The organism is Aliarcobacter faecis, assembly GCF_013201705.1.
GTDB classification, from domain to species: Bacteria; Campylobacterota; Campylobacteria; order Campylobacterales; family Arcobacteraceae; genus Aliarcobacter; species Aliarcobacter faecis.
This window is the reverse complement of the sequence record NZ_CP053837.1, coordinates 2,268,092-2,294,240: the sequence shown is the minus strand read 5'-3', so window position 1 is coordinate 2,294,240 and position 26,149 is coordinate 2,268,092. Positions and strand designations below refer to the sequence as shown.

At 29.4% G+C, this 26,149-nt stretch carries 27 protein-coding genes; 3 read left to right on the top strand and 24 right to left on the bottom strand.

Translation table 11 applies throughout. The features are described 5' to 3' along the window. Window positions 1-16 precede the first annotated feature (16 nt). The 22 genes from AFAEC_RS11440 to typA form a co-directional block, all read right to left on the bottom strand. Window positions 17-1,351, bottom strand: a complete 1,335-nt coding sequence (locus AFAEC_RS11440) for an FAD-dependent oxidoreductase (protein ID WP_051487652.1) — start codon at window positions 1,349-1,351, stop codon at window positions 17-19. A 2-nt stretch (window positions 1,352-1,353) separates the two neighbouring features. Next, window positions 1,354-2,826: a family 2A encapsulin nanocompartment cargo protein cysteine desulfurase gene (locus AFAEC_RS11435; protein WP_051487655.1), complete on the bottom strand. Its 1,473-nt coding sequence runs from the start codon at window positions 2,824-2,826 to the stop codon at window positions 1,354-1,356. Continuing rightward, window positions 2,810-3,754, bottom strand: coding sequence for a family 2A encapsulin nanocompartment shell protein (locus AFAEC_RS11430; protein WP_026806813.1), 945 nt, complete (start codon window positions 3,752-3,754; stop codon window positions 2,810-2,812). The genes AFAEC_RS11435 and AFAEC_RS11430 overlap by 17 nt, the downstream gene beginning before the upstream one ends. A gap of 32 nt (window positions 3,755-3,786) precedes the next feature. Continuing rightward, window positions 3,787-4,956 carry a molybdopterin-synthase adenylyltransferase MoeB gene (gene moeB, locus AFAEC_RS11425; RefSeq protein ID WP_026806814.1) on the bottom strand — a complete coding sequence of 390 codons (1,170 nt, stop codon included), beginning with the start codon at window positions 4,954-4,956 and terminating at the stop codon, window positions 3,787-3,789. A gap of 2 nt (window positions 4,957-4,958) precedes the next feature. Continuing rightward, window positions 4,959-5,234, bottom strand: coding sequence for a MoaD/ThiS family protein (locus tag AFAEC_RS11420; RefSeq protein WP_026806815.1), 276 nt, complete (start codon window positions 5,232-5,234; stop codon window positions 4,959-4,961). A 1-nt stretch (window position 5,235) separates the two neighbouring features. Beyond that, the gene (locus tag AFAEC_RS11415) at window positions 5,236-5,658 is read right to left on the bottom strand and encodes a Mov34/MPN/PAD-1 family protein (RefSeq protein WP_026806816.1); all 423 of its coding nucleotides are present in this window, start codon (window positions 5,656-5,658) and stop codon (window positions 5,236-5,238) included. Then, window positions 5,655-6,566 (bottom strand): PLP-dependent cysteine synthase family protein, encoded by a 912-nt coding sequence (locus AFAEC_RS11410; protein ID WP_026806817.1) that lies wholly within the window; start codon window positions 6,564-6,566, stop codon window positions 5,655-5,657. Before AFAEC_RS11410 ends, AFAEC_RS11415 begins: the two co-directional genes overlap by 4 nt. Before the next feature lie 21 nt (window positions 6,567-6,587). Continuing rightward, window positions 6,588-7,661 carry a sulfate ABC transporter substrate-binding protein gene (locus AFAEC_RS11405; protein WP_026806818.1) on the bottom strand — a complete coding sequence of 358 codons (1,074 nt, stop codon included), beginning with the start codon at window positions 7,659-7,661 and terminating at the stop codon, window positions 6,588-6,590. Window positions 7,662-7,972: 311 nt separating this feature from the next. Then, entirely contained in the window at window positions 7,973-9,037 is a 1,065-nt protein-coding gene (locus AFAEC_RS11400; protein ID WP_026806819.1) for an acyl-CoA dehydrogenase family protein, read from the bottom strand. Further along, a complete protein-coding gene (locus AFAEC_RS11395) occupies window positions 9,024-9,533 on the bottom strand; it encodes an OsmC family protein (RefSeq protein WP_026806820.1) in 510 nt (169 codons plus the stop codon). The genes AFAEC_RS11400 and AFAEC_RS11395 overlap by 14 nt, the downstream gene beginning before the upstream one ends. Before the next feature lie 21 nt (window positions 9,534-9,554). After that, window positions 9,555-10,226, bottom strand: a complete 672-nt coding sequence (locus AFAEC_RS11390; RefSeq protein WP_051487657.1) for an ABC transporter ATP-binding protein — start codon at window positions 10,224-10,226, stop codon at window positions 9,555-9,557. A gap of 17 nt (window positions 10,227-10,243) precedes the next feature. Continuing rightward, window positions 10,244-10,996 carry an ABC transporter permease gene (locus tag AFAEC_RS11385; RefSeq protein WP_026806821.1) on the bottom strand — a complete coding sequence of 251 codons (753 nt, stop codon included), beginning with the start codon at window positions 10,994-10,996 and terminating at the stop codon, window positions 10,244-10,246. A 1-nt stretch (window position 10,997) separates the two neighbouring features. Further along, the gene (locus AFAEC_RS11380; RefSeq protein ID WP_026806822.1) at window positions 10,998-12,158 is read right to left on the bottom strand and encodes an ABC transporter substrate-binding protein; all 1,161 of its coding nucleotides are present in this window, start codon (window positions 12,156-12,158) and stop codon (window positions 10,998-11,000) included. After that, window positions 12,158-13,315 carry an FMNH2-dependent alkanesulfonate monooxygenase gene (ssuD, locus tag AFAEC_RS11375; RefSeq protein ID WP_026806823.1) on the bottom strand — a complete coding sequence of 386 codons (1,158 nt, stop codon included), beginning with the start codon at window positions 13,313-13,315 and terminating at the stop codon, window positions 12,158-12,160. Before ssuD (AFAEC_RS11375) ends, AFAEC_RS11380 begins: the two co-directional genes overlap by 1 nt. After that, window positions 13,316-14,269: a sulfonate ABC transporter substrate-binding protein gene (locus AFAEC_RS11370; RefSeq protein ID WP_026806824.1), complete on the bottom strand. Its 954-nt coding sequence runs from the start codon at window positions 14,267-14,269 to the stop codon at window positions 13,316-13,318. It lies immediately after the preceding gene. A 43-nt stretch (window positions 14,270-14,312) separates the two neighbouring features. After that, entirely contained in the window at window positions 14,313-15,167 is an 855-nt protein-coding gene (locus tag AFAEC_RS11365) for an amidohydrolase family protein (protein WP_026806825.1), read from the bottom strand. 13 nt (window positions 15,168-15,180) lie between these two features. Continuing rightward, the gene (locus tag AFAEC_RS11360) at window positions 15,181-15,918 is read right to left on the bottom strand and encodes an ATP-binding cassette domain-containing protein (RefSeq protein ID WP_026806826.1); all 738 of its coding nucleotides are present in this window, start codon (window positions 15,916-15,918) and stop codon (window positions 15,181-15,183) included. Continuing rightward, window positions 15,915-16,700, bottom strand: a complete 786-nt coding sequence (locus tag AFAEC_RS11355; RefSeq protein ID WP_026806827.1) for an ABC transporter permease subunit — start codon at window positions 16,698-16,700, stop codon at window positions 15,915-15,917. The genes AFAEC_RS11360 and AFAEC_RS11355 overlap by 4 nt, the downstream gene beginning before the upstream one ends. Then, window positions 16,684-17,829, bottom strand: a complete 1,146-nt coding sequence (ssuD, locus tag AFAEC_RS11350; RefSeq protein ID WP_026806828.1) for an FMNH2-dependent alkanesulfonate monooxygenase — start codon at window positions 17,827-17,829, stop codon at window positions 16,684-16,686. The genes AFAEC_RS11355 and ssuD (AFAEC_RS11350) overlap by 17 nt, the downstream gene beginning before the upstream one ends. Then, window positions 17,830-18,780, bottom strand: a complete 951-nt coding sequence (locus AFAEC_RS11345; protein WP_051487660.1) for a sulfonate ABC transporter substrate-binding protein — start codon at window positions 18,778-18,780, stop codon at window positions 17,830-17,832. 263 nt (window positions 18,781-19,043) lie between these two features. Further along, window positions 19,044-19,502 (bottom strand): RrF2 family transcriptional regulator, encoded by a 459-nt coding sequence (locus AFAEC_RS11340; RefSeq protein ID WP_026806830.1) that lies wholly within the window; start codon window positions 19,500-19,502, stop codon window positions 19,044-19,046. A gap of 107 nt (window positions 19,503-19,609) precedes the next feature. Beyond that, complete coding sequence (gene typA, locus AFAEC_RS11335) at window positions 19,610-21,424, bottom strand: translational GTPase TypA (RefSeq protein ID WP_026806831.1); 1,815 nt, start codon at window positions 21,422-21,424, stop codon at window positions 19,610-19,612. 205 nt (window positions 21,425-21,629) lie between these two features. On the opposite strand from typA, the gene AFAEC_RS11330 reads away from it, so the two are divergent. Both AFAEC_RS11330 and AFAEC_RS11325 read left to right on the top strand, forming a co-directional pair. Beyond that, on the top strand, window positions 21,630-22,112 hold the full coding sequence (locus AFAEC_RS11330) for an RNA polymerase sigma factor (protein ID WP_026806832.1): 483 nt from the start codon (window positions 21,630-21,632) through the stop codon (window positions 22,110-22,112). Next, window positions 22,102-23,049 (top strand): FecR family protein, encoded by a 948-nt coding sequence (locus AFAEC_RS11325; protein ID WP_026806833.1) that lies wholly within the window; start codon window positions 22,102-22,104, stop codon window positions 23,047-23,049. Before AFAEC_RS11330 ends, AFAEC_RS11325 begins: the two co-directional genes overlap by 11 nt. A gap of 7 nt (window positions 23,050-23,056) precedes the next feature. Here the strand turns inward: AFAEC_RS11325 and AFAEC_RS11320 are convergent, their stop codons facing one another. Together AFAEC_RS11320 and AFAEC_RS11315 are read right to left on the bottom strand one after the other, a co-directional pair. Continuing rightward, window positions 23,057-23,347, bottom strand: a complete 291-nt coding sequence (locus AFAEC_RS11320; protein ID WP_026806834.1) for a type II toxin-antitoxin system RelE/ParE family toxin — start codon at window positions 23,345-23,347, stop codon at window positions 23,057-23,059. Next, complete coding sequence (locus AFAEC_RS11315; protein ID WP_034216764.1) at window positions 23,344-23,577, bottom strand: addiction module protein; 234 nt, start codon at window positions 23,575-23,577, stop codon at window positions 23,344-23,346. The genes AFAEC_RS11320 and AFAEC_RS11315 overlap by 4 nt, the downstream gene beginning before the upstream one ends. A 211-nt stretch (window positions 23,578-23,788) precedes the next feature. Here AFAEC_RS11315 and AFAEC_RS11310 point away from each other — a divergent pair, with 211 nt between their 5' ends. After that, window positions 23,789-26,149, top strand: coding sequence for a TonB-dependent receptor (locus tag AFAEC_RS11310; protein ID WP_026806836.1), 2,361 nt, complete (start codon window positions 23,789-23,791; stop codon window positions 26,147-26,149).

Here is a 26,149-nt window from a genome sequence, read left to right as displayed (position 1 = left end):
AAGGGTTTAAAACCCTTTACTCAAAAATATTTGAAGTAATACCAGCATACCAAGCTTTTGTTGAATCAAATGTCTCTTTTTCTATATCTTCAAAAAGCTCAGTTTTAACTTTTACTTTTCCATCTGTATCTAAATATGCTTTATGAGTTACATAAATTCCACTATTTTGACTTACTAAAGAGTAACATACATTTTGTGGATATACACTACCCTCTTTTGGGTCTTCTTTATTTAATCTTTTTGCTATTTGTTCACCAAGAATAATTCCACAAGAGTGTGCCATTTGAGCACTTTTTGGGAAAGGATACTCTCCTAGAACATCTCCAACTAAATATACACTATCATCATTTAAACTTCTAAATGTTGGTGTTTTTACTCTTCCCCACCCTTCTGGTGTTAATTCTAAACCACTATTTGCTAAAAGTTTAGAAGCTTTATTGCTAGGAATAATATTTGCATCATCAAAAACTAGACTCTCTTTTGTAGTTTCTGCTTCTTTTAGATTTGTTTTATCATAAAAGATAGTTTTTTTATCTACATCGATTTTTGTAATATTTGCATTTGGAATATACTCTAAATAATCTTTATATAAAGTATTAAATGCTTCTAAAAATCCTTTTGCTTTAGCTGCTGGTTTCTCTCTTGGATCTAATACAACAACTTTTGCATTTATCTTTTTAGATTTAAAATAATCAGCAACTAAAGAGGCTCTTTCGTAAGGAGCAGGTGGACATCTATAGATACCTTTTGGTACTGTTATAACAAAAACTCCACCTTTAAAGTTCTCAATATTTTCTTTTAGAGATAATTGCTCAAATCCACCATTATAACTAGCTGGAAATTTTGAGTAAGCTTTTCTTGCCTCTTTTTCATCTAATCCAAAAGTTGAATAATCATACTCTATTCCTGTTGATATAACTAATAAAGAGTATTCATAGCTTCCATTTAAAGTAGTAACTAATTTTTTATCTCTATTTATTGATACAACTTTATCATTTATAATGTCAAAATCATAGTTTGAAGCAGGTTTTAAAGGTGAAAAAACTAAGTTATTATAATCAACATTTTTAACTCCACCAAACCATAAATTGCTATATGGACAAGATGCAAATATATTCTTTGACTCAAAAACTATAACTTCTGCTTTAGCATTATTTAATTTTATATTTTTTGCAACAGTTAAACCTGCAAATCCTCCACCAATGATGATTACTCTATCACCATTATTTAGTGGTTTTATAATTTTTTCCTCTTTTTTTGGCTCCTCTTTTACTTGAGTTGCTCCAAAAACAGATGTTGCAGTTACTGCTGTAACTAATGTTCCTAATTTTAATAAATCTCTTCTATTCATAATTACCTTCCTAAACTACTATTCTTAAACTCTTTTATAGTTTGTACTAAAAAATCTATCTCTTCTTTTGTATTGTAAAAAGCAATAGATGGTCGAACTGTTGCTTCAACTCCAAATCTTCTTAATATAGGTTGTGCACAATGGTGTCCAAATCTCAAAGCTATACCTTTGCTTGTAAGATACTCTCCCACTTTTGTAGTATCATATCCATCAAGAACAAATGATAAAACACTTGTTTTCTCTTTTGCAGTTCCTATAAATCTAAGCCCTGTAATCTCACCCATTTTAGCTATTGCATACTCTAAAAGTTTATGTTCATAATTGTAAATATTTTCTATTCCAATTTTACTAACATAATCAAGAGCAGCACCCAATCCAACTGCATCTGCAATATTTCCTGTACCTGCTTCGAACTTATTTGGGGCTTCTTGATAAACTGTTTTTTCAAAAGTAACATCAGCTATCATATTTCCACCAGCTTGATATGGTTGCATAATATTTAAAAGCTCTTTTTTAGCATAAATTGCACCAATTCCAGTTGGAGCAAATACTTTATGTCCTGAAAAAATATAAAAATCACAATCAAGCTCTTGAACATCAGTTTTTATATGTGATACTCCTTGCGCTCCATCTATTAGAACTTTCACTCCATATCTATGAGCAATTTCAATTACTTGTTTTATTGGAACTATTGTTCCTAAGGCATTTGATACATGAGTAATAGATACTATTTTTGTTTTAGGAGTTATAAGTCTTTCAAACTCATTTAGTAAAATTTGCCCATCATTATCAACTGGAATAACTTTTAATTTAGCCCCAGTTTGGCTACTTAAAATCTGCCAAGGTACGATATTTGCATGATGTTCTAAATTTGAAACTATTATCTCATCATCTTTTTGTATATGGATTTTTCCAAAACTATGAGCTATTAAATTTATAGCTTCTGTTGCACCTCTTACAAAAATAATATTGTTTTGGCTAGGTGCATTTATAAATTTTGCTACTTTTTTTCTAGCCTCTTCATAAGCATCTGTTGCCCTTGCTGCTAAAGTATGAGCCCCTCTATGAATATTTGAATTTTCATACTCATAAAAGTGGATAATTCTATCAATCACACTTTTTGGTTTTTGTGTAGTTGCTGCATTATCCAACCAAATAAGTGGATAATTGCCATTTACTTTTTGATTTAAAACTGGAAAATCTCTTCTTATCGCTTCTACATCAAATATCTCATAAGAGTTACTATTTTGTGGAACTATTTTTATATTTGAAAAAGTTTCAAAATTTGATACTTCTTTAGTTTCATAAAAATTTGTTTGTATAACTTTTTCATAATCAAAATCTTTGGCAAAATCACTAGCAAAGTCATCTAAATTATTTTTATTAAACTCAGGAAATGCTTGATTTGCCAAAATTTCTATCTGATTTTTGTAAAACTCTTCATCAAAGCTTGGTAAATTATTGTGCGTAATCATAGTAGTTTCCTACATCTACATCTTCTAAAACTGCTATTGCATCTTTTGATAAAATAACTGCTGAACAATATAAAGATAGAAGATATGAACCAACACCGTTGTTATCTATTCCTCTAAATTTTACAGATAAACCTCGTGATTGTTCATTTGGTAGATTATTTTGGAATAATCCAACAACACCTTGTTTTTCAAAACCAGTTCTAACAAGCAAAATATTTGTCTTTCCAGCTTTTGATTTTGGCTCTTTTAATCCATCAACAAATAGTTTATTTGTAGGAATAATAGGCACTCCTCTCCAACTTAAAAATGATGTTCCAAATAGATTTATAGTTACTGGTGGAACTCCTCTTCTTGTAGCTTCTCTTCCAAATGCAGCTATTGCTCTTGGATGTGCTAGGAAAAATGATGGCTCTTTCCAAACTTTTGTTAATAACTCATCTAAATCATCAGGTGTTGGACTTCCAGTTCTGCTTTGAACTCTTTGAGAATCATCAATATTATTTAACAATCCATAATCATCATTGTTAAATAGCTCACTCTCTTGTCTCTCTTTTAAACTTTCAATAGCAAGTTTTAATTGCTCTTGAATTTGTTGGGTTGGAGAACTATATAAATCTGATACTTTTGTATTTACATTTATAATTGTCTGAATAGAGTTTAATTGATACTCTCTTGGATTTTCTTCATAATCCACAAACCCTTCTGGAATTTTATTATGAATTTTTTGTGAACATAAAGTATCAAGTGGAGTATCTCCCTCTTTTACTTTGTTTAGTCTAAAAATCCCACTATCTAAAGATTTCCAATCAAGCAGTCTTGTAACCCATCTTGGAGTTAATGAATCAAAGACTGGTGTTGTTTTTGCAACATCTGCCAAATTATAAGCTGCTTTTGCACTTAAACTTACTATTTTATTTTCCTCTGCCATTTTGTATCCCTTTTTTTTAATTTAATATTTTGTTAATATCTTGCCATTGTGTAATCTATATCGTTTGCCCAAGATGTAATACCACCTTTTAAACTATATATCTCACCTGTATAACCAGCTTCTTTTAATTGTCTGATAACTTCAGCACTTAAAAGTCCTATTTTACAAATTACTACTACTTTTCTTGTCGTATCAAGTTCATCTTTTCTTCTTACTAATTGTCCAAAAGGTATCCCTTTTGAGCCTTCGATTTTTCCTATTTGTAACTCATGAGGTTGTCTAATATCTATTAGTTGAAAAGGTCGTTTTTCGTTTATTAAATTTTTTAAATCTATTGCACTTATCTCTTCAACTTCAACTCTTTCATCTGGGCTTTTTAAACCACAAAACTCTTCATAATCAATAAGTTCAGTTATTGTTGGATTTTTTCCACAAACTGGACAACTCTCATCTTTTCTTATTTTTAGCTCTTTGAACTGCATTTTTAGTGCATCAAAGATTAGAAGTCTTCCACTTAAAACCTCTCCTATTCCTAAGATTAATTTGATTGTCTCATTTGCTTGAATTGTTCCTATAACTCCTGGTAAAACACCAATAACACCACCCTCTGCACAAGATGGAACTAGTCCAACTGGTGGTGGTTCGGGATATAAACATCTATAACAAGCTTTACTATTTGCATTAAAAACGCTTACTTGTCCTTCAAATCTAAAAATAGATCCATAAACAAATGGTTTATTTAAAATCACACAAGAGTCATTTATTAAATATCTTGTTTGAAAATTATCTGTTCCATCTACAACAATATCAAAGTTTTTAATAATCTCTAAAGAGTTTTTACTTGTTAATTTATCATTGTATGAAACAACTTTAACATTTGGGTTTATCCCTTTTATTCTGTCATTTGCTGAAGATATTTTAGGTCGCCCTATATCTTTTGTTGTATGAATAATCTGTCTTTGTAGATTTGATTCATCAACAGTATCAAAATCAATCAAACCAATAGTTCCAACTCCAGCAGCAGCTAGGTATAAAATAACAGGAGCACCAAGCCCACCAGTTCCTACAACTAAAACTTTTGCATTTTTTATTTTTAGTTGCCCTTCAAGTCCCACTTCAGGTAAGATAAGATGTCTACTATATCTACTTATCTCTTCTTGTGAGAGCTTTTCATATTTCTCACTCTTATCATCTTTTGCCATAATTACAAACCACCTGCAATAGATGGAACTAAAATAATTTTGTCATCATCATAAACTTTTGTATCAAGATTATCTAAACCTCTAATATCCTCTTCATTTAGATAGATATTTACAAAACTTCTTAATTTTCCTTCATTTGTAAATAGATGAGTTTTCAAATCTTGATGCTCATCTACTAAATTTCCTACAATATCTTTTATATTTTCGCCTTGTAAAGATATTTCAAATTGCCCATTTGTAAATAGTCTTAAGGCTGTTGGTATATAAACTTTTGCCATTTTAAACTCCTTTTATCTCTTCTTTTTCAAATTTTAATCTATCATTTGATAATACTGAAACAGTATAATCAACCACTTCTTTGTCATAAACTGACACTATTAAATATGTGTAAACTGGAAGAGCATGATCTATATCAAATTGTGATGGAGTTGCACTATGATTTGGATGAGAGTGGTAAAAACCTACTATATCTAAACCATTTTTTATAGCATAAAGTTCTGCTTCTAAAACCTTTTTTGAAGGGATTAGGTATCTATTATGCTTGTTTTCGTCTTCTCTTTCATTTGATATCTCAATAACTTCACTAACACTTTTTTGACCATTTTCAAACTTACCTAAAAGAATTCCACAACACTCATATGGATAATCAATTTTGGCATGTTCATTTATTTTATCCATAAGATTTTTACTAATTTCTATCATAAATCTTCTTCCCACAAGCTATCGCTTAAATATTTAAAACCACTATCACATAGAATTGTTACAACTACACTTCCTTTTGGTAGAGTTTTAGCCAATTTTAATGCTGCATAAACATTTGCTCCTGAAGATATTCCTACAAAAAGCCCCTCTTTTCTTATAAGCTCTAAAGCAGTTCTTCTTGCATCTTCTGTATCAATTTCTATTGTTTCATCAATTAGTGAACTATCATAAATTTCTGGAACTATAGTTGTTGCCATATGCTTCATACCTTCAAGTCCATGAAATGGTGAAGATGGTTGCATAGCAATAGTTTTTATTTGGGGGTTTAACTCTTTTAGCCTTTTTGAAGTACCCACAAAAGTTCCAGAAGTTCCCATTCCTGTAATAAAATGTGTAACTTGTTTTTTACTTTGTTCCCAGATTTCTAAAGCAGTTCCATTATAGTGAGCTTTCCAATTCTCTTCATTGTTATACTGATTTGTATAGTAATAGAGTTCTGGATTCTCTTTTGCTAATTTTTTTGCTTCAATTAATGCCCCATCTGAACTTAAAAGAGGGTCAGTCTCTATAATAGTTGCACCAAAAGCTTTTAAAATCTTTTTTCTCTCAAAATTTGCATTTTTAGGTAAAGTTACAGTAACTTTGTATCCCAAATTTGCACCAAACATTGCATAAGCAATCCCTGTATTTCCACTTGTACTATCTAGTAAAATCTTCTCATCTGTAAGCTTTTTTGATTTTATTGCTTCTAAAATTATTCCCTTAGCCGCTCTATCTTTTACAGAGCCACTAGGGTTTAAATATTCAGCCTTAGCATAGATAGTTACGCCATCTAAATCTTTTGTTAAGTTATTTAGTTTTATTAGTGGCGTATTTCCAACTAGATCTAAAATTGTATTATTTGCCACTTTGTTTCCTTTTAATTTATACTATTTATAAATTAAATCAAATGTTCCACCATCATCAAAGTGTGTTTTTTGTGCATTTGCCCAAGATCCAAAAACATCATCAATTTTAAATAACTCAAGTTTTGGGAAAATCTCTAAATATTTTTTATCTACAAGTTCAGGAAGACTTGGTCTATAATAGTTTTTAGCTGCTATTTCTTGCCCATCTTTTGAATATAGATATTTTAAATACTCTGTTGAAACATTTAAAGTTCCTTTTTGTTTAGCATTTTCATCTACAACAGTTACTGGTGGTTCTGCTAAAATTGAAATAGAAGGAATAATGATTTCAAATTGATCTTTACCAAGTTCATTTATTGCTAAAAATGCTTCATTTTCCCATGCTAAAAGTACATCTCCAATTTTTCTTTGTACAAATGTATTAGTTGCTCCTCTAGCACCAGAATCAAGAACAGGAACATGTTTTAAAAGTTTTGTAACAAACTCTTTTGCTTTTTCATCTGCTTTTTTATAAGCACTAGAGTTAAAATCAATTTTGTCTAAACTTCCTAGCTCTTGTTTTAATCCATAAGTATAAGCAGCTAAATAGTTCCATCTAGCACCACCTGAAGTTTTTGGATTTGGAGTAATAACTTCGACACCATCTTTTATTAAATCATTCCAATCTTTAATACCTTTTGGATTTCCTTTTCTAACTAAAAATACAATAGTTGAAGTATATGGCGATGAGTTAAACTCTAATTTTTTTTGCCAATCTTTTGGAAATAGCTTTGCTTTTTCGCTAATAGCATCAATATCATATGCAAGTGCTAAAGTAACAACATCTGCTTTTAATCCATCAATTACAGCACGAGCTTGTTTTCCAGCACCACCATGAGACTGTTTTATTGTTACATCTTGTCCTGTTTTATCTTTCCAATATTTTGAAAAGTTTTTATTGTACTCCTCATAAAGCTCTCTTGTTGGGTCATAAGAGACATTTAAAATCTCTATAGATTTCTTTGCAGCTTCTGCTTTATAATCATAATTGTCCGCAAAACCTAATGTTGATACTAGTAATGTTGCTAATGCTATATTTTTTAAATTTTTTATCATGTTATTTTTCTCTTTCAATATAAAATACACCTAATGTGTAATAATTAAAGATTTTTAAAAAATCTCACCTATTTTCTTTTGTACTTATTTATTTTACACATGTCGCACATCATTTTTTATCCTTTCAAACTTAGGTGATTTTTTGCATATTTCATCTATCACCTACTAAACTGGTGAAATTATAGTAATAAAAAATATTTTTGTCAATAGTTTTATCAAATATTTTTTAATTTCTCTATGAAATAACGATAAATAGGGCTTTGTCTTTATATGGATTTTTAATTTTATTTCCTCTTTTTTGTTATAAAAATCTACTTTAAAGTAGAGAGTAGTATTTTTAGATGTTTAATTGAAGGTGTTACAACAGCAACAAAATAACTCTCTTTTAGTTTACGAAACGCATTTGATTTTTCAAAATACCCACGACTTCCACCACTACATAATAATGCTTCATTACTAACTTCTTGTGATAATAAAGCTCCCTCTAATCTAGCTTTTAGAATCTCTTTTAACTCTTTTACTTGATTTGTATAAGGCTTAGTAAAATATTTGTCTAAACCAAAGTAAAGCTCTTCTTTTTTCTTTTCAAATAAGCTTACTTTATCTCCAAAAATCGCATTATTTAAATACTCTTTTCTTTTTACTTCTTTTTTAATAATATCTATACAAGCATCAATATTTCCCAATGCCATTGCTAATTGTAAAAGAATAAAACCAGGTCTAATTTTTTCTATAAATTGTTGTCCATTATCACTTATTAAAAATTTTTCTTCTAAAAAATAATCTTTGAAAGTTGTTTTAACTGTAGCAGAACCATTAAGTGCAAAGAAATTATCAATATTTTGTATTGACATAGCTTCATTATTTGTATCCATAAATCCAACTATATAACCATTATCTATTTGAATTAATGCTCCAAAATAGTGACCTTTTTGGACATTTGAAACAAATGGTAATGAACCATTAACTATATATCCACCATCAGTTTTAACTGCTTTTAATTTTACTTCTTCAAAATTAGCAAAAGCTTTCATAGCATTGGAAAGTCCTGTTCCAGCAAGGACTTTCCCATCTATTATATCTTTTAAAAAATTCTCTTTTAAATAACTATTTTCACTATTTATTAAATACCAAATACAAGCACTTTGACACCACATACAAAAAGCAGTATTCAAACATACAGAAGCCACATGAGATTGTAGATTAATTACATACTCAAAATTAAATACTCCATTCTCATCAATTAATTTATAAGCATCTAATTTTGCAAATTCTCTAATTATCTCTTCTGGATAAATACCTTTAATATCAATATCGGAAACTTGTTTTTCTAATTTTGCTAATAAATTATCAAGATTTAAATTATTGTAAGACATATTTAACCTCTACAGGATTTCTCATAGTACCAGTAACAGGAGAGTAATTTAAGACATGCTCAATTAATTCATCTCTTTGTTTATCATCTAAATCAGATTCCAAATCAACCTTAACTCTAATATGAGTAAAACCAATTGTTTTATCCAATAATTCACCAGTTCCCCATACCGCACTAATATCAATATCACCTTCTAGTTTTATTTCAATTTTTGTAAAATTAATTCCTCTATTTACTAAATTAGCTTGTATTCCTACAGCGATACAACTACCCAAAGCAGCAAGTACAGCTTCACTTGGATTTGGAGCAGTATCATCACCTAATAATACAGGTGGTTCATCAATTATATGTGCATCTAAATTTCTTATATAGTTTTCATGTCTATATTTTTCAACAGCAACTGTTCTACATTGAAGTGTTTTTATTGGATTTGTAGTATTTCTACTTTTAACTTGTAACTCTTTTAATCCCTCTAAATCTATTTTTTTATATGCCATTTTTTATTCCTTTTTTTTAATTTATATTATATAAGTCAAAGACTCTTTATTTACAGATTCTAAATATGTTACTCCAAAAGGAGTTTTTTCAAATCTATAAATATCATCAGCTAAAATTTTTGCCTCTTCATAATTGTGAGTTACTATTAATAAAGTTGCTTTGTTTTTTGCACAATATTCATTAATATCTTTACACAATATCCTAGTAGTATCAGGGTCTAAGCTAGAAAAAGGCTCATCCAATAATAGTACTTCTGGAGAGATTGCCAATGTTCTAGCTAGTGAAACTCTTTGTCTTTGACCACCAGACAGTTCAATAGTTTTTTTATTTATATGATCTTCTAAACCAAGCCAAGTAAGTAGTTTTATAATCTCTTCTTTAATAATAGGTTTTTTTAATATTTTAAGACCAATCACAACATTTTGATATACATTTAACCAAGGATAAAGATAAGCATCTTGAAACATATACCCTATTGTTTTTGAGTTATTAAACACTTCACCTGAATTTGGTTGAATAAGTGGTGCTATTAGTTTAAGTAATGTAGATTTTCCACAACCACTTTGACCAATTATTGCACTTTTACTTTGTGCATATAATTCAAAGTTAAGATTATTAATAATGGGTTCTTTAGAATTCTTATATTGATAATAAAGCTTTTTTGAACCTAAAATAACTTGTTTTTCTACCATTTATTTATTCCTTTTATTTAATTCCATTTAAATTTATTATTTAAACTTTGTAAGAAAGAATCTATAGCAAATCCTATTAATCCTATTGCAAGTATCAATGCTGCTAATTTAGAATAATCTAAAGTATCTCTTGCATCATTAATTGCATAACCTAAACCAGAAGTTACCCCTAAATATTCAGCTGGTACAATAATAACCCACGATACTCCTAATGCTAATCTTAATCCTGTTATTAAATCTTGGGCAATTGCTGGAATAATTGCATATCTTAATTGATTAAATAAATTGGCTTGAAAGCTTTTAGCAACATATATCCATCCTATGTCAATTTTTGCCATACCTTGTGTTAGATTGAAGATAATTGGCCATATAGCAGCCATAACTATTAAGAAAATAATTGCTCCATCCCAACTATCATATACTAAAACTGCAATAGGCATCCATGATAAGGGAGAAATCATTCTTAATATTTGAAATGGTAGATAAAATACTTTTTTTATCTTTTCATTACTAGAATAAAGCAACCCTAGAGGTATTCCTATTAATAATGCCAAAAATAGTGCATAAAAAATTCTATAAAAACTTGCAAAAATATGTTCATAAAATGATGTCTCAAAAAGCAATTCCCATAGTGCTTTTATTGCCTTTATTGGTGTAATTTGAGTATATACATAATTGTCATTTACGGCAGTTCCTATCATTACTAATACTTGCCAAATAAATATTAGAGTAACAATTCCGAATAAACTATATTCTATATTTTTTCTCATATTAAAAATTTATCTCTTCTTCTCTTGAAAATTTTGGTGTTTTATGAAACTTATTTATTGCATTTGTAACATATCGATAATCTATAATCTCATTAACTGCTACTTTTGGGTCTATATTATCCAGAAATTTCAAATTACCTTCTACTAGAGTATCTTTCATAGCTTCTATTAGATATTCTGTTGCACTTGGATATGGGTATGGGTCAAAATCTATTCTATTGTTATTCCAGCTATCTTTATTTCTATTAGCACCAATTTGAGCATAAATTGGATTATCATAAAAATTCATTGCTCTATCAATAACATTAAACTCAAATGGTAATAGACCTGATTTCTCTTTAGATAATATTTTAGCTGTCTCTACTCTATTTTCAGAAATAAAGATTTCTGCTTTTACAATTGCATTGATAACTTTTTGACTCCATTCTTGTTGTTCATTTAGTATATCTTCATGCATTGTTACAACACAACAAGGATGATTTTTCCAAACATCACCTGTAAATCTAAGAATTGTAGCATTTGCTTTTAATTCTCCAAAAGCATTAAAAGGTTCAGCCACAATATAACCATCAATTTTTTTAGCAACTAAGGCTAAAGGCATCTCTGAAGGCGGTAATATTTGTAGATTTACTTCATTTGGTTTAAGCGGAATTGCTCTATCTTGGATAATAGGAATTAAACCATTCTCTTTCAATAATTTTTGTAAGATTATATTGTGTACGGAATACCAATATGGTACAGCAAAATTAGTACCACCTAAATCTTTTATACTAGTTGCATTTTTATGATTTCCAACTACAAGAGCTGAACCATTTGTATGAGCCCAAGCAGGAATTTTAACTGGTATATTATTAGCAAATTTCATCCAAATTGGTATAGGTTTAAGTAAGTGTACTACATTGAATTTTTTTGCAGTAAAAGATTCAACTAAAGGAGACCAACCTCTTATTAAAGCAGGTTTTTCAGATTTTAACCCCTCTTCTTTAAATAAACCTATCTCATGAGCTATTAGTAGAGAATTTGCATCTGTAATAGGTAAATAACCTATCCTAACAGTTTCATCAAAATATTTACCATCATCTGCTCTTAAATTCAAACCAGAGTGTAATGCTGCTGTGAGTGAAAATAAAGAGGCTTGTTTTATAAAATCTCTTCTGTCCATTATAGTTCCTTTGAATCTTCAGTTGTTACACTACCAAATGGTCCTGATTGTACAAGTCCTGATAGTTTCTCTTTTGTTTTATTTGGTAATAATGGAAACACAAGTTCAGCAAATCTAAAAGACTCTTCAAGGTGTGGATAACCAGAAAATACAAAAGTATCTATTCCTAAATCTACATACTCTTGTATCCTTTGGGCTACAATTTCAGCACTTCCAACTAAGGCAGTTGCACAACCACCACGAACTAAACCAATTCCTGCCCATAAGTTTGGACTAATCTCAAGCTCTTCTCTTGTTCTTGCTTTTCCACCATTTGTTAAAGCAGTCATTAATCTTTGACCTTCAGAGTCTAGTTTTTGTAAAGCATTTTGGGAAGCATTGATTTTTTCATCATCAAGTTTACTTATTAGTTTTTGGGCTGCTTCCCAAGCTTCTTCTTCACTCTCTCTTACAATTACATGAAGTCTAATTCCAAATTTTAGAGTTCTTCCATACTTTAAAGCTTTCTCTTTTACATCATCAATTTTTGCTTTAACTGCTTTTGGAGTTTCACCCCAAGTTATATATAAATCAACTTTTTGTGCAGCTAATTCATGAGCTTTTTGTGAACTTCCACCAAAAAATAGTGGAGGATGTGGTCTTTGAATAGGTGAATATAGAAGTTTTGAATTTCTTGTTTTATAATGTTTTCCATCAAAATTTACAAGCTCTTTTTCGTAACTAGCTTTTAAAATATCTTTCCACAAATCTATAAATTCAGTTGCTACTTCATATCTCTCATCTGAATCTTGAAATAGTCCATCACCTTCTAGTTCATCTTTATCTCCACCAGCAACTAAATTAAAAGCAACTCTTCCATTTGAAAATCTATCTAGTGTTGAAGATATTCTTGCTGCTAATGCAGGTTGTAAAAGACCTGGTCTAAGTGCAACTAAGAATTTTAAGTTTTGTGTAAAACCTATTAAACTTGAAGCTACAACAAAAGGGTCTTCACAAGATCTTCCAGTTGGAATTAAAACTCCATCATATCCCAAAGTATCAACAGCAATTGCCACTTGTTTTACATAATCAAAATCAGATACTCTTAATTGCTCTTTTGAACCTAAATATCTGTTATCTCCAAATGTAGGTATAAACCAAAATATATCTAGTGCCATTTATTTTCCTTTTTTAGTTTCAGGTATCCAAACAACACTTCTAATATCAAGTTTTTTAGGAATTAGTTTTAAATCATAAAATGTATCTGCAATTTTTTGTTGCTCTTTGATAACCTCATCATTTAAGTAATTTATTCCATAACTACCTCTAGCTAGTGCTTTTTCCAAAGTAGCTAAATCTAAACCAGTTAATGGAGATAAAGCAGCTGCAACTTCATTTGGTTTTGAGATTGCCCAATCATTTACTTTTTTTAACTCATCAAAAATAATAGCAATAACATCAGGTCTTCTAGCAGCATAACTCTCTTCTGATAGATAGAATTGATGGTTATTTACTGTATTTGTTCCATCTTTTACAAGTTTTGCATTTAAAGAGGTTTGTGCTGCTGCATAAAATGGATCCCAAATTACCCAAGCATCAAGACTACCTTTTTCAAAAGCTGCTCTTGCATCTGCTGGAGCTAAAAATATTGTTTCTACATCACTATATTTTAGTCCAGCATTTTCTAAAGCTCTAACTAATAAATAGTGAACATTTGAACCTTTATTTAGAACAACTTTTTTACCTTTTAAATCTGTAACTGTATCTATAGTTGAATTCTTTGGAACGATAATAGCTTCACCTTTTGGAGCAGGTGGCTCATATCCAATATATTTGATTTTAGCGTTTGCTGCTTGTGCAAAAATTGGTGGAGTTTCTCCTACTGTTCCAAAATCTATACTTCCTACATTTAATCCTTCAAGTAGTTGAGGACCTGCTGCAAACTCATTCCAAGTTACTTTTACACCAAGTGGAGCTAATCTTTTTTCTAAATTACCACTAGCTTTTAATAAAATCAAAGTTCCATACTTTTGAAAACCAATTCTTAAAACATCATCTTTTTTATCTGAACTAAACCCTAAAATAGGAATAATTGCTAATAATATTAAAACCTTTTTAACTAAATTTCTCATTTTTTTTCCTTGAAAAATAAAATATACACTAAATGTATGAATATTATATATTTAAAACTCTTTTGGCATTTTTATAAAATAAATTATCCAAAATTTCATCTTTAAAACCTAATTCTAAAAAATCTTCTATTGTTTGTTTCATTGGTCTAAATGGATATGAAGTTCCAAACAATAACTGATCTTTAAAAAAACCATTTGCTGCTTCTACAAAAAGTTTACTTCCTGCTTGAAATAGATACATATCAGGAACTACAAAAACATTTTCATATCTAAATGCAATACCTATCATTTCATTTACATAAGGATAACAACCATGGCAAACTACTATTTTCAAATTTGGAAACTCTCTAGCAACTCTTCCAATAGCTGCTGGATTTGTATGCTCTAAATTTGGGGTTGTTGGACCACTCATTATAAATATTGGAATACCTAAACTTTGACACAAATCATATACAGGTAAAAAATCTTTGTCATCAAAATAGACTGCTGGCTTTCCAAAAGTTGGTTCAACATTTATCCCTTTTAAATCTAAAATATTTGTTACTCTATGTATCTCTTCAAAAGTTTGAGCTATACCTTTTGTTTGTGGATCAACAGATGCAATTCCAATAAGCTCTTTATATGGAGCTGTTATATCTTTTATTACATCATTTGGTATTGATAAATCAGGTGTATCTCTACCTATTACAACAGCATTTGTTATTCCACTATCTCTAATCTCTTTTATATAACCATCTAGGGTAAAAGATTTAGTAAAATGCTCATCATCTTTTGACCCAACTCTTCTATTTAACCATTTTGCTGTTTCATAACCTTTTGTATTTGGAGTTGAACCATAAAATTCCCCCAATAATGCAGGTCTGCTCCTAAAGTCTATAATTTCTTTACTATAACTCAATTTTTCTCCTTTTTTAAATATAGTACATATTACCAAGAACTCTTGATAAAATATTTGCTTCTAATTTAGCAAAATCTTGTGTTCCTCGCTCTCGCGGTCTTGGTAAATCTATTTTTAAATCAAGTGTAATTTTTCCATCTTCTATCAATACAACTCTATCACCTAAAATAACTGCTTCACTAACATCATGTGTTACAAGTAAAACAGTAAATTTATGCTCTTGCCAAATTCTTTCTATTAATGTTTGCATCTCAATTCTTGTTAATGCATCTAAAGCTCCTAAAGGCTCATCGAGAAGCAATAATTTTGGTTTATGAACCAAAGCACGTGCCAGTGCCACTCTTTGTTTTTGACCACCAGATAAATTTGATGGCCACTCATTTGCTCTTGTATCAAGTCCTACCTCTTTTAAAGCATTAAATGCTAAAGTATACGACTCTTTTGGTAAACCTAAAGCTACATTTTCTATTACAGTTTTCCAAGGAAGTAACCTTGAATCTTGAAACATTATTCTTGTGTTGCTATTTACACCTACAACATCTTCATCATTTAAAAGAAGTTTTCCTGAACTTAATTTTTCAAGTCCACCAACCAATCTTAAAAATGTACTTTTACCACAGCCACTTCTTCCTACAATTGATACAAATTCACCAGAATTAACTTTTAAATTAAAATTACTTAATACTACTCTATTTCCAAAGCTTTTTATTAAGTTATCAGTTCTTATTTCTATTCCTGTTAAATCACTCATTTTTGATAACCTTTATGCCATTTTAAATACCTTTTTTCTAAGATAGAAGCTAAAACATCTGAAATTTTTCCTAAAACTGCATATAATAAAATTCCTAATACCATAATATCTGTTTGTAAAAACTCCCTTGCATTCATTGTCATATAACCTATTCCTGCACTTGAAGCTATTGTTTCAGCTACAATTAAATAAAGCCACATAAATCCTAAAGACATTCTAAGTCCAACTAAAATATATGGCATTGCTCCTGGTAAAATAACATTCTTAAATAATCCATAAGGAGTTAAACCATAAACTCTTCCCATCTCTATCAAATCTTTATCAACACTTCTAAGTCCATGAAAAGTGTTTAAATATATTGGAAAGAAAACAGCTAAAGATAGTAAAAAAATTTTACTAAACTCTCCAATACCAAACCATAAAATAACCAATGGAACTAAAGCTAAAAGAGGAATTGTTCTAATCATTTGTATAGTTGAATCAAGTAAATTTTCTGCTAACCTTGATAAACCTGTAATAAATCCTAAAATAAAACCAATACTTCCACCAATAAGTAATCCTAATATGGCTCTTTGTAAACTAATCAAAAAGTGATGAATTAACTCCCCATTTGCTGTAAGAGTAAATCCTGCACTTATAACATCAAGTGGTGCAGGCATAACCCTTGAAGATAACCAACCATTTTGTACTACAATTTGCCAAATAACTAAAATTAAAAAAGGAATTAACCAAACTATAAAATTATCAACCAAACTTTTATATATTTTATCTATGAGTTTCATAATTTAAAACTCCTCCAAATTGTGTTGGTTCTGATAACTTCTTTTTAACTTTATCTGGCAACAGAGGGAAAACTAACTCTGCAAATTTATAAGCTTCTTCAAGATGTGGATAACCAGAAAATACAAAAGTATCAACTCCCATATCAACATATTCATTTATTCTTTCAACTATAATTTCGGGGCTTCCAACAAGTGCAGTTGCACAACCTTCTCTAGCAAGTCCAATCCCAGCCCATAAATTTGGGCTTATTTCTAATTCTTCTCTAGTTCTTGCTTTTCCACCATTTGTTAAAGCTGTCATTCTTTTTTGCCCAATAGACTCTCTTTTTTCTAAAACTTTGTGATGTTGCTCTATTGTTTCATCATCTAGTTTACTTATTAGTTTTTGGGCTACTTCCCAAGCCTCTTCTTGCGTTTCTCTTACAATTACATGAAGTCTAACCCCAAACTTTAGAGTTCTTCCATATTTTGAAGCTCTTTTTTTAAGGTCTTCAATTTTCTCCTTTACATCTTGTGGTCTTTCTCCCCAAGTTATATATAAATCAACTTTTTGTGCTGCTAACTCTCTTGCTTCATTTGATGAACCACCAAAAAATAGTGGTGGATGTGGTCTTTGAATAGGAGGATATAAAAGTTTTGCATTTGTTGTTTTATAATGTTTTCCATCAAAATTTACAAGCTCTTTTTCATAACTTGCTTTTAAAATATCTTTCCATACATCTACAAACTCTGATGCTGCTTCATATCTCTCTTTAGGATTTTGATATAAACCATCACCCTCTAATTCTGTTTGGTCACCACCAGCAACCAAATTTATAGCTACTCTTCCATTTGAAAATCTATCAAGAGTTGCTGTCATTCTAGCAGCTAATGATGGTTGCACTAAACCAGGTCTTAGTGCTACTAAAAACTTTAAGTTTTGTGTAGCATCTATTAAACTTGAAGCAACAACCCAAGGGTCTTCGCACAATCTTCCAGTAGGAATTAAAACTCCATCAAATCCTAAATTATCAGCAGCAACTGCTATTTGTTTTGAGTAATTAAAATCTATTGCTCTTGCACCAGTTTTTCCGCCTATATACTGACTATCTCCAAATGTAGGTATAAACCAAAATATATCTAGTGCCATTTATTTTCCTTTTTTAGTTTCAGGTATCCAAACTACACTTTTAATATCTAATTTCTTTGGAATAAGTTTTAAATCATAAAATGTATCAGCTATTTCTTGTTGATCTTTTATAACTTTAGGAGTTAAATATTGTGTTGTAAATACAGCTCTTTTATGTGCAAGTTCAAGTGCTTCAACATCTAAACCATTTATAGCTGAAAGAGTTTTTGCTGTTTTTAAAGGCTCTTTTGTAAGATATTCATCAACTTTTTTTATCTCATCAAAAACTATATCAATAACCTCTTTATTTTTAATATAACTCTCTTCAACTAAGTAAAACTGATAGTTATTTACTATATTCACACCATCTCTTAAGTTCTTAGCACCTATTTTTAACTCTGCTGCTGCAAAAAATGGATCCCAAATTACCCAAGCATCAACACTTCCTTTTTCAAAAGCTGCTCTTGCATCTGCTGGTGGTAAAAATATTGTTTGAATATCACTATATTTTAAACCAGCTTCTTCCAAAGCTTTTACTAATAGATAATGAACATTTGAACCTTTGTTTAAAGCAACTTTTTTACCTTTTAAATCTGCAACTGTTTTAATAGGTGAATCTTTTTGAACTAAAATTGCTTCAGATTTTGGAAAACCTGTTTTGTAAGCTATATATTTGATTTTTGCATTTGCTGCTTGTGCAAAAATTGGTGGTGTTTCTCCAACTGTTCCTAAATCAATACTTCCTACATTTAATCCTTCAAGTAGTTGAGGACCTGCTGGAAACTCTATCCAAGATACTTTTACTCCAAGTGGTTCTAATTTTTTCTCTAATTCACCAGACTCTTTTAATAAAATAAACCCTGGGTCTGATTTTTGATACCCTATTCTTAATTGCTCAGCTTTTGAAGCTCCAAAACTCAATACTGGAATAATTGTAAGTATTCCTAATAAATTTTTAAATATTTTTCTCATAATTTTCACCTAAATATATAATATACACTAAATGTATAATAATTAAAAGATTTTAAAAAATCTCACCAAATCTTATTAAATTAACTCTTCTTTTTCTAAATATTTACACATATCACACATCATTTTTTATCCTTTCTTTTATGATAAATAATCTATCATCTACTAAATTGGTGAAATTATAATAAGTTTTTTTATATTTGTCAATAATAACTTATATAAGATTTTTAATTTATTTGAAAAAGGCTATTTTAGTGGTTTAAAAACTAAATTCCTAAACCACCAACAAATTCCTCTTTTAAAACATCCTCTTTTGTAACAGGGGCTTGTCCTAGACAAGATGCAATAGTAGTTTTATCTAAAATTTGTGCAGTTAGATTTCTAATATTCAAAAACACTCTTCTAAAGTAGCATTTCCCCTCTTGACTACAAGGCTCATAGCTAGAAACTGAAACACAAGAGATCATAGCAATCATACCTTCAAAATATCGAATAACTTCACCCATTGTTATCTCATTTGCACCTTTTGCTAAAACATATCCACCATATCGTCCAGGGATACTTTTTACCCAACCTGCTCTATTCATCTCAAGCATAATATTTTCTAAAAATCTTCTTGGAACATCAACTTGTTCTGATAACTCTCTTATTGATATTAAATTATCCGCTTCTGCTATTGCAAATAGTGCTCTTAAAGCATAATCTGTCTTTTTTGATACTTTCATTTATTACCTACCTAATTGATAAATTATATTTGATTTTTATTTTTGTGTCAAGATAAAAAAAGGGAAGAAGTAAAAACTCCTTCCCTTTTTTAATAAAACTTGAAATATTATGAGTTTTTCTCTTTCTTAGCTGTTCGTTTTCTAACAGTTGGGTCAAGTTCTCTTTTTCTAACTCTAATAGAAATAGGAGTAACTTCAACTGATTCATCTTCTTCTATCCACTCTAAAGCATTTTCTAAAGACATTATTTTTGGTGGAATAAGTTTGATAGCTTCATCAGCACCACTAGATCTTACATTTGATTGTTGTTTCCCTTTAATAGGATTTACATCTAAATCATTATCTTTTGCATGTTGTCCAACTACCATTCCAATATACACTTTATCTTGAGGTTTTACAAACATAACTCCTCTATCTTGTAGATTAAAAATAGAGTATGCAAGAGCTTCTCCATTTTCCATAGAAACTAAAGCTCCATATTTTCTACTTTCAACTGTTCCAGAATATGGTCTAAATTCTAAGAAAGAGTGATTCATAACACCCTCTCCTCTTGTATCTGTTAAAAACTCTGTTCTAATACCAATAAGTCCTCGTGCAGGAATCTCAAACTCTAATCTTGTAGATCCTTCACCCATAGGAACCATATTTGTCATAACAGCTTTTCTTCTACCTAATTTTTCTATAATTGCTCCACTATATTCATCTGGAGTATCAATTACTAAATGTTCAAATGGTTCCATTTTAACCCCATTCTCTTCTCTAATAATAACTTCAGGTCTTCCAATACAAAACTCAAAACCTTCTCTTCTCATATTTTCAGCTAAGATAGTAATTTGAAGCTCACCTCTTCCGTTTACTTTAAATTTACCCTCACCAATTTGCTCATAATTCATAGCAATATTAGTATTCATCTCTGCTTTTAATCTTTCATCTATTTTATTTGAAGTTACATATTTACCTTCAGTTCCTGCTAATGGAGAATCATTTACTGAAAAAGTAACAGATAATGTAGGCTCTTCTATATGCATAGGATCAAGTGGCATTGGGTTTGCAGGATCGCATAAACTATCTCCAACATCAATAGTTTCAAATCCAGCAACGGCAATAATATCACCAGAACCAGCTGTTTTTATATCAATTCTATCAAGCCCTTTAAAACCAATAAGTTTAGTTACTCTTCCTTTTACTTTTTCACCATCTGCTTTACATAAAAGTACTGTTTCTCCATGGCTAATTGTACCATTGAAAATTCTAGCAATACCTATTTTCCCTATGAAGTTATCATAATCCAAAGTAAATACTTGAAGTTGAAGACCATTTTCATCAGCACCTTGAGGTTTTGGAACTTCTTTTAAGATTGTGTCATAAAGTGGTTTGAAATCCATATTTCCATCAGTTGCATCATATCTTGCATAACCATCTCTTGCTGCTGCATAAATAACTGGGAATTCTAGTTGTTCTTCTGTTGCATCCATTTGTGCAAAAAGGTCAAAAACTTCATCTACAACTCTATCTGGCTCTGCTGCTGGTTTGTCTATTTTATTTACAACAACGATTGGTCTATGCCCTAAAGATAGTGCTTTTTTAACAACAAACTTAGTTTGTGGCATAACTCCTTCTTGTGCATCTACAAGAAGTAAAACAGAGTCAACCATTTTTAAAACCCTCTCAACTTCTCCACCAAAATCGGCGTGTCCTGGAGTGTCGATAATGTTAATTCTTACACCTTCATAATCAATAGCTGTGTTTTTTGAAAGAATTGTAATTCCTCTCTCTTTTTCAATAGCATTGCTATCCATAACTCTTTCATCTACATTTTGGTGAGCTGAAAATGTACCACTTTGTTTTAAAAGTTGATCTACTAGTGTTGTTTTTCCGTGGTCTACGTGTGCAATAACTGCAATATTTCTAATGTCTCTCATCTGTCTTCTTTTTCTTAAAATTTTCGCGGATTATAGCTAAAAAAAACTTAAGTTCTTATAATAGCTTAAAATATGGTTAAATAAATGGTAAATTTATATTAAAATTTATCTTTTGTAAAAAATTAGTAGTTAAAGTAAAAAGTATGTTAAAATTCCAAACTGTACAATTATAATAATTGTTATTAATTTAAATAAAAGATAAAAAATGACCATTTACTACAATGAGATTTTTCAGTTTGTTAAGAAAAATGTATTAGATAGAGAAGTAGCACAAGATATTACTCAAGAAACTTTTACAAGAGCTATAAAAAGTGCAGATAGAAATGTAATAGAAAATGAGAGAGCATTACTTTATAGAATTGCCAAAAATGTTATGTTTGATTTATACAAAGAGAAATATAAAGTTGATAAAATAAGTTTTGAAGAAGATTATCATATAGATGAAAGCGATAATATAGAAGTAACAATGATAGAAGATGAGCAAACAGCATTTTTATTAAAAGAGGTAGAAAATCTTCCTACGAAAAGAAGACAAGCTTTTACTTTACATATTATTGATGGTTATTCAAGAGAAGAAGTCGCAAAAATGATGAATATAACTATAAATGCAGTAGAAAAACATATAAGTAGAGCAAGTAATCAAATAAAAGAGAATTTGGGTAAAAAAGAGAGTGATAATGACAAATAAAGAGACTATTGTAGAAAAAGCAAGATATTATTTGAGCTGTGAACAAGAAGGAAAAGATATATATTCTAGTGAGAGTTTTTTAAATTGGATAACTGTAGAAGATAATAAGAAGATATTTGAAGAAGAGAAAGCTTTTAGACAGATGTTTTCTAAAATTCCAAAAAAAGATAGTATAAAATTATCACAACAAGTTCAAAAAGAGTTAAAAAAAGAGAGGTTTTTAAGTAAAATCAAAAAAGTTTCAACTCTTGCAGCCTGTTTTTTAATAGTTGGTTTTGTCTATATCCTCTATTTTAAAGATGACTATTCTCAAAAAATATATTCACAAAATAGCATAATGCAAAATATTTTAATGCCAGATGATTCAAAAATAACTCTTGATGTAAAAACAAATATAGAAGTTGCCTATACAAAAGAGAAGAGAGAAGTTTTTTTAAAATATGGAAAAGCTATCTTTGAAGTAAGTTCAAATAAAGAGAGACCATTTTATGTACAAAGTAATGATATTTTGATAAAAGTTGTAGGTACAAAGTTTGAAGTAAATCAAAAAAATGATAGAGTAAATATTGCTGTTTTAGATGGAATTGTAGATATAAATTATAAAGATTTTAAAATATCAGAATTAAAAAAAGGCGATATTTTAGAAGTTTATAATAATGGTGAAATAAAAAGTTTGAAAAAATTACCAGTTGAATATATGGCTTCATGGGAAAAAGGTAAATTAATCTTTGATAAAACTCCTTTGGTTGATGTTTTAAATGAATTTCAAAGATATATTGATAAAAAAATTGAACTCCTTGTAACAAAAAAAGATGATTTTCCAATTACAGGAGAGTTTGAGATTGATGATTTTGATAAATTCACCAAACTTTTACCTATGATTTATCCTATAAAAGTTCAATATATTGGGAATAAAAAAGTTGTTTTTAGGAATTAAGAATATATTATTTTCTGCTATTCCAGTAATTTGGTTTTCTATTTAGTTGCATTATAGCTAGAATGATGATTTCATCATTTTTTAAATAGTAAATTATCCCAAAAGGAAATCTATTTGTCAAACATCGTCTTATATCATCATTTAAAATTTGCCAAGCCTTTGGAAAGTCTATAATTCTTTGTATAGTTTTATAGATTTCATTTGCAAAATCTAATCCCAAACCTTGCTTACACTCTTCATAATAATCTATATAAGTGTTTAATTCTGTCTCTGCTTCAAGATGAAAAGAGTATTTCATTTTCCAAATCTATTGGCAATTTTCTTAAAAACTTCATCACCTGAAATGAGTTTTTCACTATTCAACTCTAACTCATTTTTTCTTTTTTTTGCCTCATCTATCCATAAATCATCTATTGATTTACTAGATGGATTAAGACTACTTAGAATTTTATCAACTATTTTTGTTTTCATATCTAATGGCAATAAATCTATCTCTTCAAATAATTGTTTTTGATTTAATGTAAGCATATTATTTCCTTTAAAGATATTTTGATGATTATATCAAATGTATAATTTTAAAATTATAAACAATAAATCTTTCTTTATAATCCCTATAAAATAGCTATTTTTAAATAAATTTCAAAATTTATCCAAATATTTTGTCAGTAATTTTCATTTTTTAAGACTTCCCTTATAGAGATTAATTCTCATATTAATGATTAAAAATAAGGGAGAAAATATGAATTTATCAAGAAAAGTTGTATTTGGCACAACTTTATCTATTTTACTAAGTAGTCAGCTATTGGCTCAAAGTTTTTCTGTTGAAAGTAGTTCTCTTGAAAATGCTATAAAAACTATTTCAAAAGAGTCAAATATGACATATATGGTTGATTCAAGAATTTTATCAGGTAAAAAATCACCAAAAATAGAGAATATTGAAGGTATTGAAAATGCTTTAAAGGAAGTTTTAAAAGGAACTAATCTTGAAGCGATAATCCAAGATAACACTATTATTATAAAAGAGGTATCTTCTGTAAAAGTTTTAAGCAATGGAACTTATGTTTTAGATGATGTATCTGTAAGTGGTAAAAGCAGTAAAAATGGAAGTGTTGAAAGTGGATATTTAGTAGAAGATGTAAAAACCTTAGGAGTTTGGGGTAATTTATCTCTTCAAGATACACCATACTCTATGAGTGTTATGACAGATGATTTTTTACAAAATACAATTACAACAAATATGGCTCAAGTTGCAAAGCAAAATCCACTTATGCAAAATACTGGTGGAAATTCTTATAATGGAGATTTAGGTGCAAATATTAGAGGGTTTGGTATTAATCAAGCTTTAATAGATGGAATATATCTTCCTGGTTCTTTTTATGGAAGTTCACTAAAAGAGGTTGATAGAGTAGAAGTTATAAGTGGGCTTAGTGGATTTTTATATGGTGCAGGAAATGTAGGTGGAACTATAAACTATGCTTTAAAATATCCTAAAAATAAACCATTTACAGAAATTTCTCTTGGAAATAATGGTGGAGAAAACTACTTTACAAGTGTAGATACTTCACAAAATATTACAGATAAATTAAGTATTAGAGTAAATGGTAATTATCAAAATGGTGATACAGAAATTGAGAATAATGAAGTAAAAGAGAAGTTACTAGGTGTATCTTTAGCATATAAACCAACAGATAATCTTGATTTAGGACTATATTATTCTCATAGAGAATATAAAGAGAGTGGATTTACTCAGTGGAGTATTACTGGTAAAATGCCAGATGCAAAAGATTTTGATACTTCAAAAGCTTATGCACCAACATGGAGTTCAAATGAGCAAGATTCAAATAAAGTACAGTTAAAAGCAAATTATAATTTTAGTGATAGTTTAAGACTTAGAACAGCATATATCTATAAAGAAGCAAGTAGATATGAACCTTTACAAATCAATAATTACAATTCTAATAATGCAAAACCTTATAGTAGAACTTTAATGGATTTTGGGAAAGAATATACTTATAATCATGGAGCTTATGCCTATTTAGATGGAGATTTTAATACAGGGTTTGTTCATCACTCTTTAACTTTTGGAGGTTCTTTATCAACAGAACAATACAAAAGAAAACTAGGAATTTGGACTGGTGATGGAGTAACATTTACAGATAAAAATGATTTTATGAATTGGAATTTTACTTCTACAAGACCATATGATGGAACAATAAATCAAAGAAAAAACTTTAATACAAATATTGTTTTAGGAGATAATATTACTTTTTCGGAGCAATGGAGTGCTTTAGTAGGAGTAAATTATGCTTCAGTTGAAAACAAAACTTACAATGCAAATAATACACTTACTCCTTATGGAACACAAATTGCAAGTTATGATGAGAGTGCATTAACTCCTACAATATCTCTTATTTATAAACCAATAGAAAATTTAACAACTTATGCTACATATATGGAAGCACTTGAAAATGGTACTGTTGTAGGAAGTACATATATAAACTCTGGGGAAGTTTTTGACCCACTTAAAAGTAAACAGTATGAAATTGGGGCAAAATATTCTGTAAATGAAAAGTTATTACTTAGTTCTGCAATATTTAGAATAGAAAAACCAAATAATATGGACGAAAATACTCCACTTGGAAAAAAACTAACTCAAAATGGAGAGTTAGTAAGAGAAGGAATTGAAATTTTAGCAACAGGAAAAGTAATAGATAGTTTAACACTTATGGGTGGGGTTACTTATGTTTCACCAAAAGTTGAAAAAGCTACAACTAAAGCAACAGAAGGTAAAGAGGCTACAAATGTAGCAAAGTATCAAGCAAAAATGTATGCAGAGTATAGACTTCCTATTGAGCCAAAAATTTTCTTAAATGGAGGAGTTTTTTATACTGGAACTCAATGGCGAGACAATATAAATACTGAAAAATTACCAGCTTATACACTGTTTGATTTAGGAGCTAGATATGAGACAAAACTAGATGGTTTAGATACTACATTTAGAATTTATGCAACAAATCTAACAGATGAGAAGTATTGGGAGAATACAAGTTATTTAGGCGACCCACGAAGTGTTGCATTTAATGTAACGGTTAAGTTTTAA

Excerpts from the sequence above, each read along its gene's own strand:
- AFAEC_RS11440 (WP_051487652.1), bottom strand. The coding sequence starts at position 1,351 with ATGAATAGAAGAGATTTATTAAAATTAGGAACATTAGTTACAGCAGTA.
- AFAEC_RS11435 (WP_051487655.1), bottom strand. The coding sequence starts at position 2,826 with ATGATTACGCACAATAATTTACCAAGCTTTGATGAAGAGTTTTACAAA.
- AFAEC_RS11430 (WP_026806813.1), bottom strand. The coding sequence starts at position 3,754 with ATGGCAGAGGAAAATAAAATAGTAAGTTTAAGTGCAAAAGCAGCTTAT.
- moeB (WP_026806814.1), bottom strand. The coding sequence starts at position 4,956 with ATGGCAAAAGATGATAAGAGTGAGAAATATGAAAAGCTCTCACAAGAA.
- AFAEC_RS11420 (WP_026806815.1), bottom strand. The coding sequence starts at position 5,234 with ATGGCAAAAGTTTATATACCAACAGCCTTAAGACTATTTACAAATGGG.
- AFAEC_RS11415 (WP_026806816.1), bottom strand. The coding sequence starts at position 5,658 with ATGATAGAAATTAGTAAAAATCTTATGGATAAAATAAATGAACATGCC.
- AFAEC_RS11405 (WP_026806818.1), bottom strand. The coding sequence starts at position 7,661 with ATGATAAAAAATTTAAAAAATATAGCATTAGCAACATTACTAGTATCA.
- AFAEC_RS11400 (WP_026806819.1), bottom strand. The coding sequence starts at position 9,037 with ATGTCTTACAATAATTTAAATCTTGATAATTTATTAGCAAAATTAGAA.
- AFAEC_RS11395 (WP_026806820.1), bottom strand. The coding sequence starts at position 9,533 with ATGGCATATAAAAAAATAGATTTAGAGGGATTAAAAGAGTTACAAGTT.
- AFAEC_RS11390 (WP_051487657.1), bottom strand. The coding sequence starts at position 10,226 with ATGGTAGAAAAACAAGTTATTTTAGGTTCAAAAAAGCTTTATTATCAA.
- AFAEC_RS11385 (WP_026806821.1), bottom strand. The coding sequence starts at position 10,996 with ATGAGAAAAAATATAGAATATAGTTTATTCGGAATTGTTACTCTAATA.
- AFAEC_RS11380 (WP_026806822.1), bottom strand. The coding sequence starts at position 12,158 with ATGGACAGAAGAGATTTTATAAAACAAGCCTCTTTATTTTCACTCACA.
- ssuD (WP_026806823.1), bottom strand. The coding sequence starts at position 13,315 with ATGGCACTAGATATATTTTGGTTTATACCTACATTTGGAGATAACAGA.
- AFAEC_RS11370 (WP_026806824.1), bottom strand. The coding sequence starts at position 14,269 with ATGAGAAATTTAGTTAAAAAGGTTTTAATATTATTAGCAATTATTCCT.
- AFAEC_RS11360 (WP_026806826.1), bottom strand. The coding sequence starts at position 15,918 with ATGAGTGATTTAACAGGAATAGAAATAAGAACTGATAACTTAATAAAA.
- AFAEC_RS11355 (WP_026806827.1), bottom strand. The coding sequence starts at position 16,700 with ATGAAACTCATAGATAAAATATATAAAAGTTTGGTTGATAATTTTATA.
- ssuD (WP_026806828.1), bottom strand. The coding sequence starts at position 17,829 with ATGGCACTAGATATATTTTGGTTTATACCTACATTTGGAGATAGTCAG.
- AFAEC_RS11345 (WP_051487660.1), bottom strand. The coding sequence starts at position 18,780 with ATGAGAAAAATATTTAAAAATTTATTAGGAATACTTACAATTATTCCA.
- AFAEC_RS11340 (WP_026806830.1), bottom strand. The coding sequence starts at position 19,502 with ATGAAAGTATCAAAAAAGACAGATTATGCTTTAAGAGCACTATTTGCA.
- typA (WP_026806831.1), bottom strand. The coding sequence starts at position 21,424 with ATGAGAGACATTAGAAATATTGCAGTTATTGCACACGTAGACCACGGA.
- AFAEC_RS11330 (WP_026806832.1), top strand. The coding sequence starts at position 21,630 with ATGACCATTTACTACAATGAGATTTTTCAGTTTGTTAAGAAAAATGTA.
- AFAEC_RS11325 (WP_026806833.1), top strand. The coding sequence starts at position 22,102 with ATGACAAATAAAGAGACTATTGTAGAAAAAGCAAGATATTATTTGAGC.
- AFAEC_RS11320 (WP_026806834.1), bottom strand. The coding sequence starts at position 23,347 with ATGAAATACTCTTTTCATCTTGAAGCAGAGACAGAATTAAACACTTAT.
- AFAEC_RS11315 (WP_034216764.1), bottom strand. The coding sequence starts at position 23,577 with ATGCTTACATTAAATCAAAAACAATTATTTGAAGAGATAGATTTATTG.
- AFAEC_RS11310 (WP_026806836.1), top strand. The coding sequence starts at position 23,789 with ATGAATTTATCAAGAAAAGTTGTATTTGGCACAACTTTATCTATTTTA.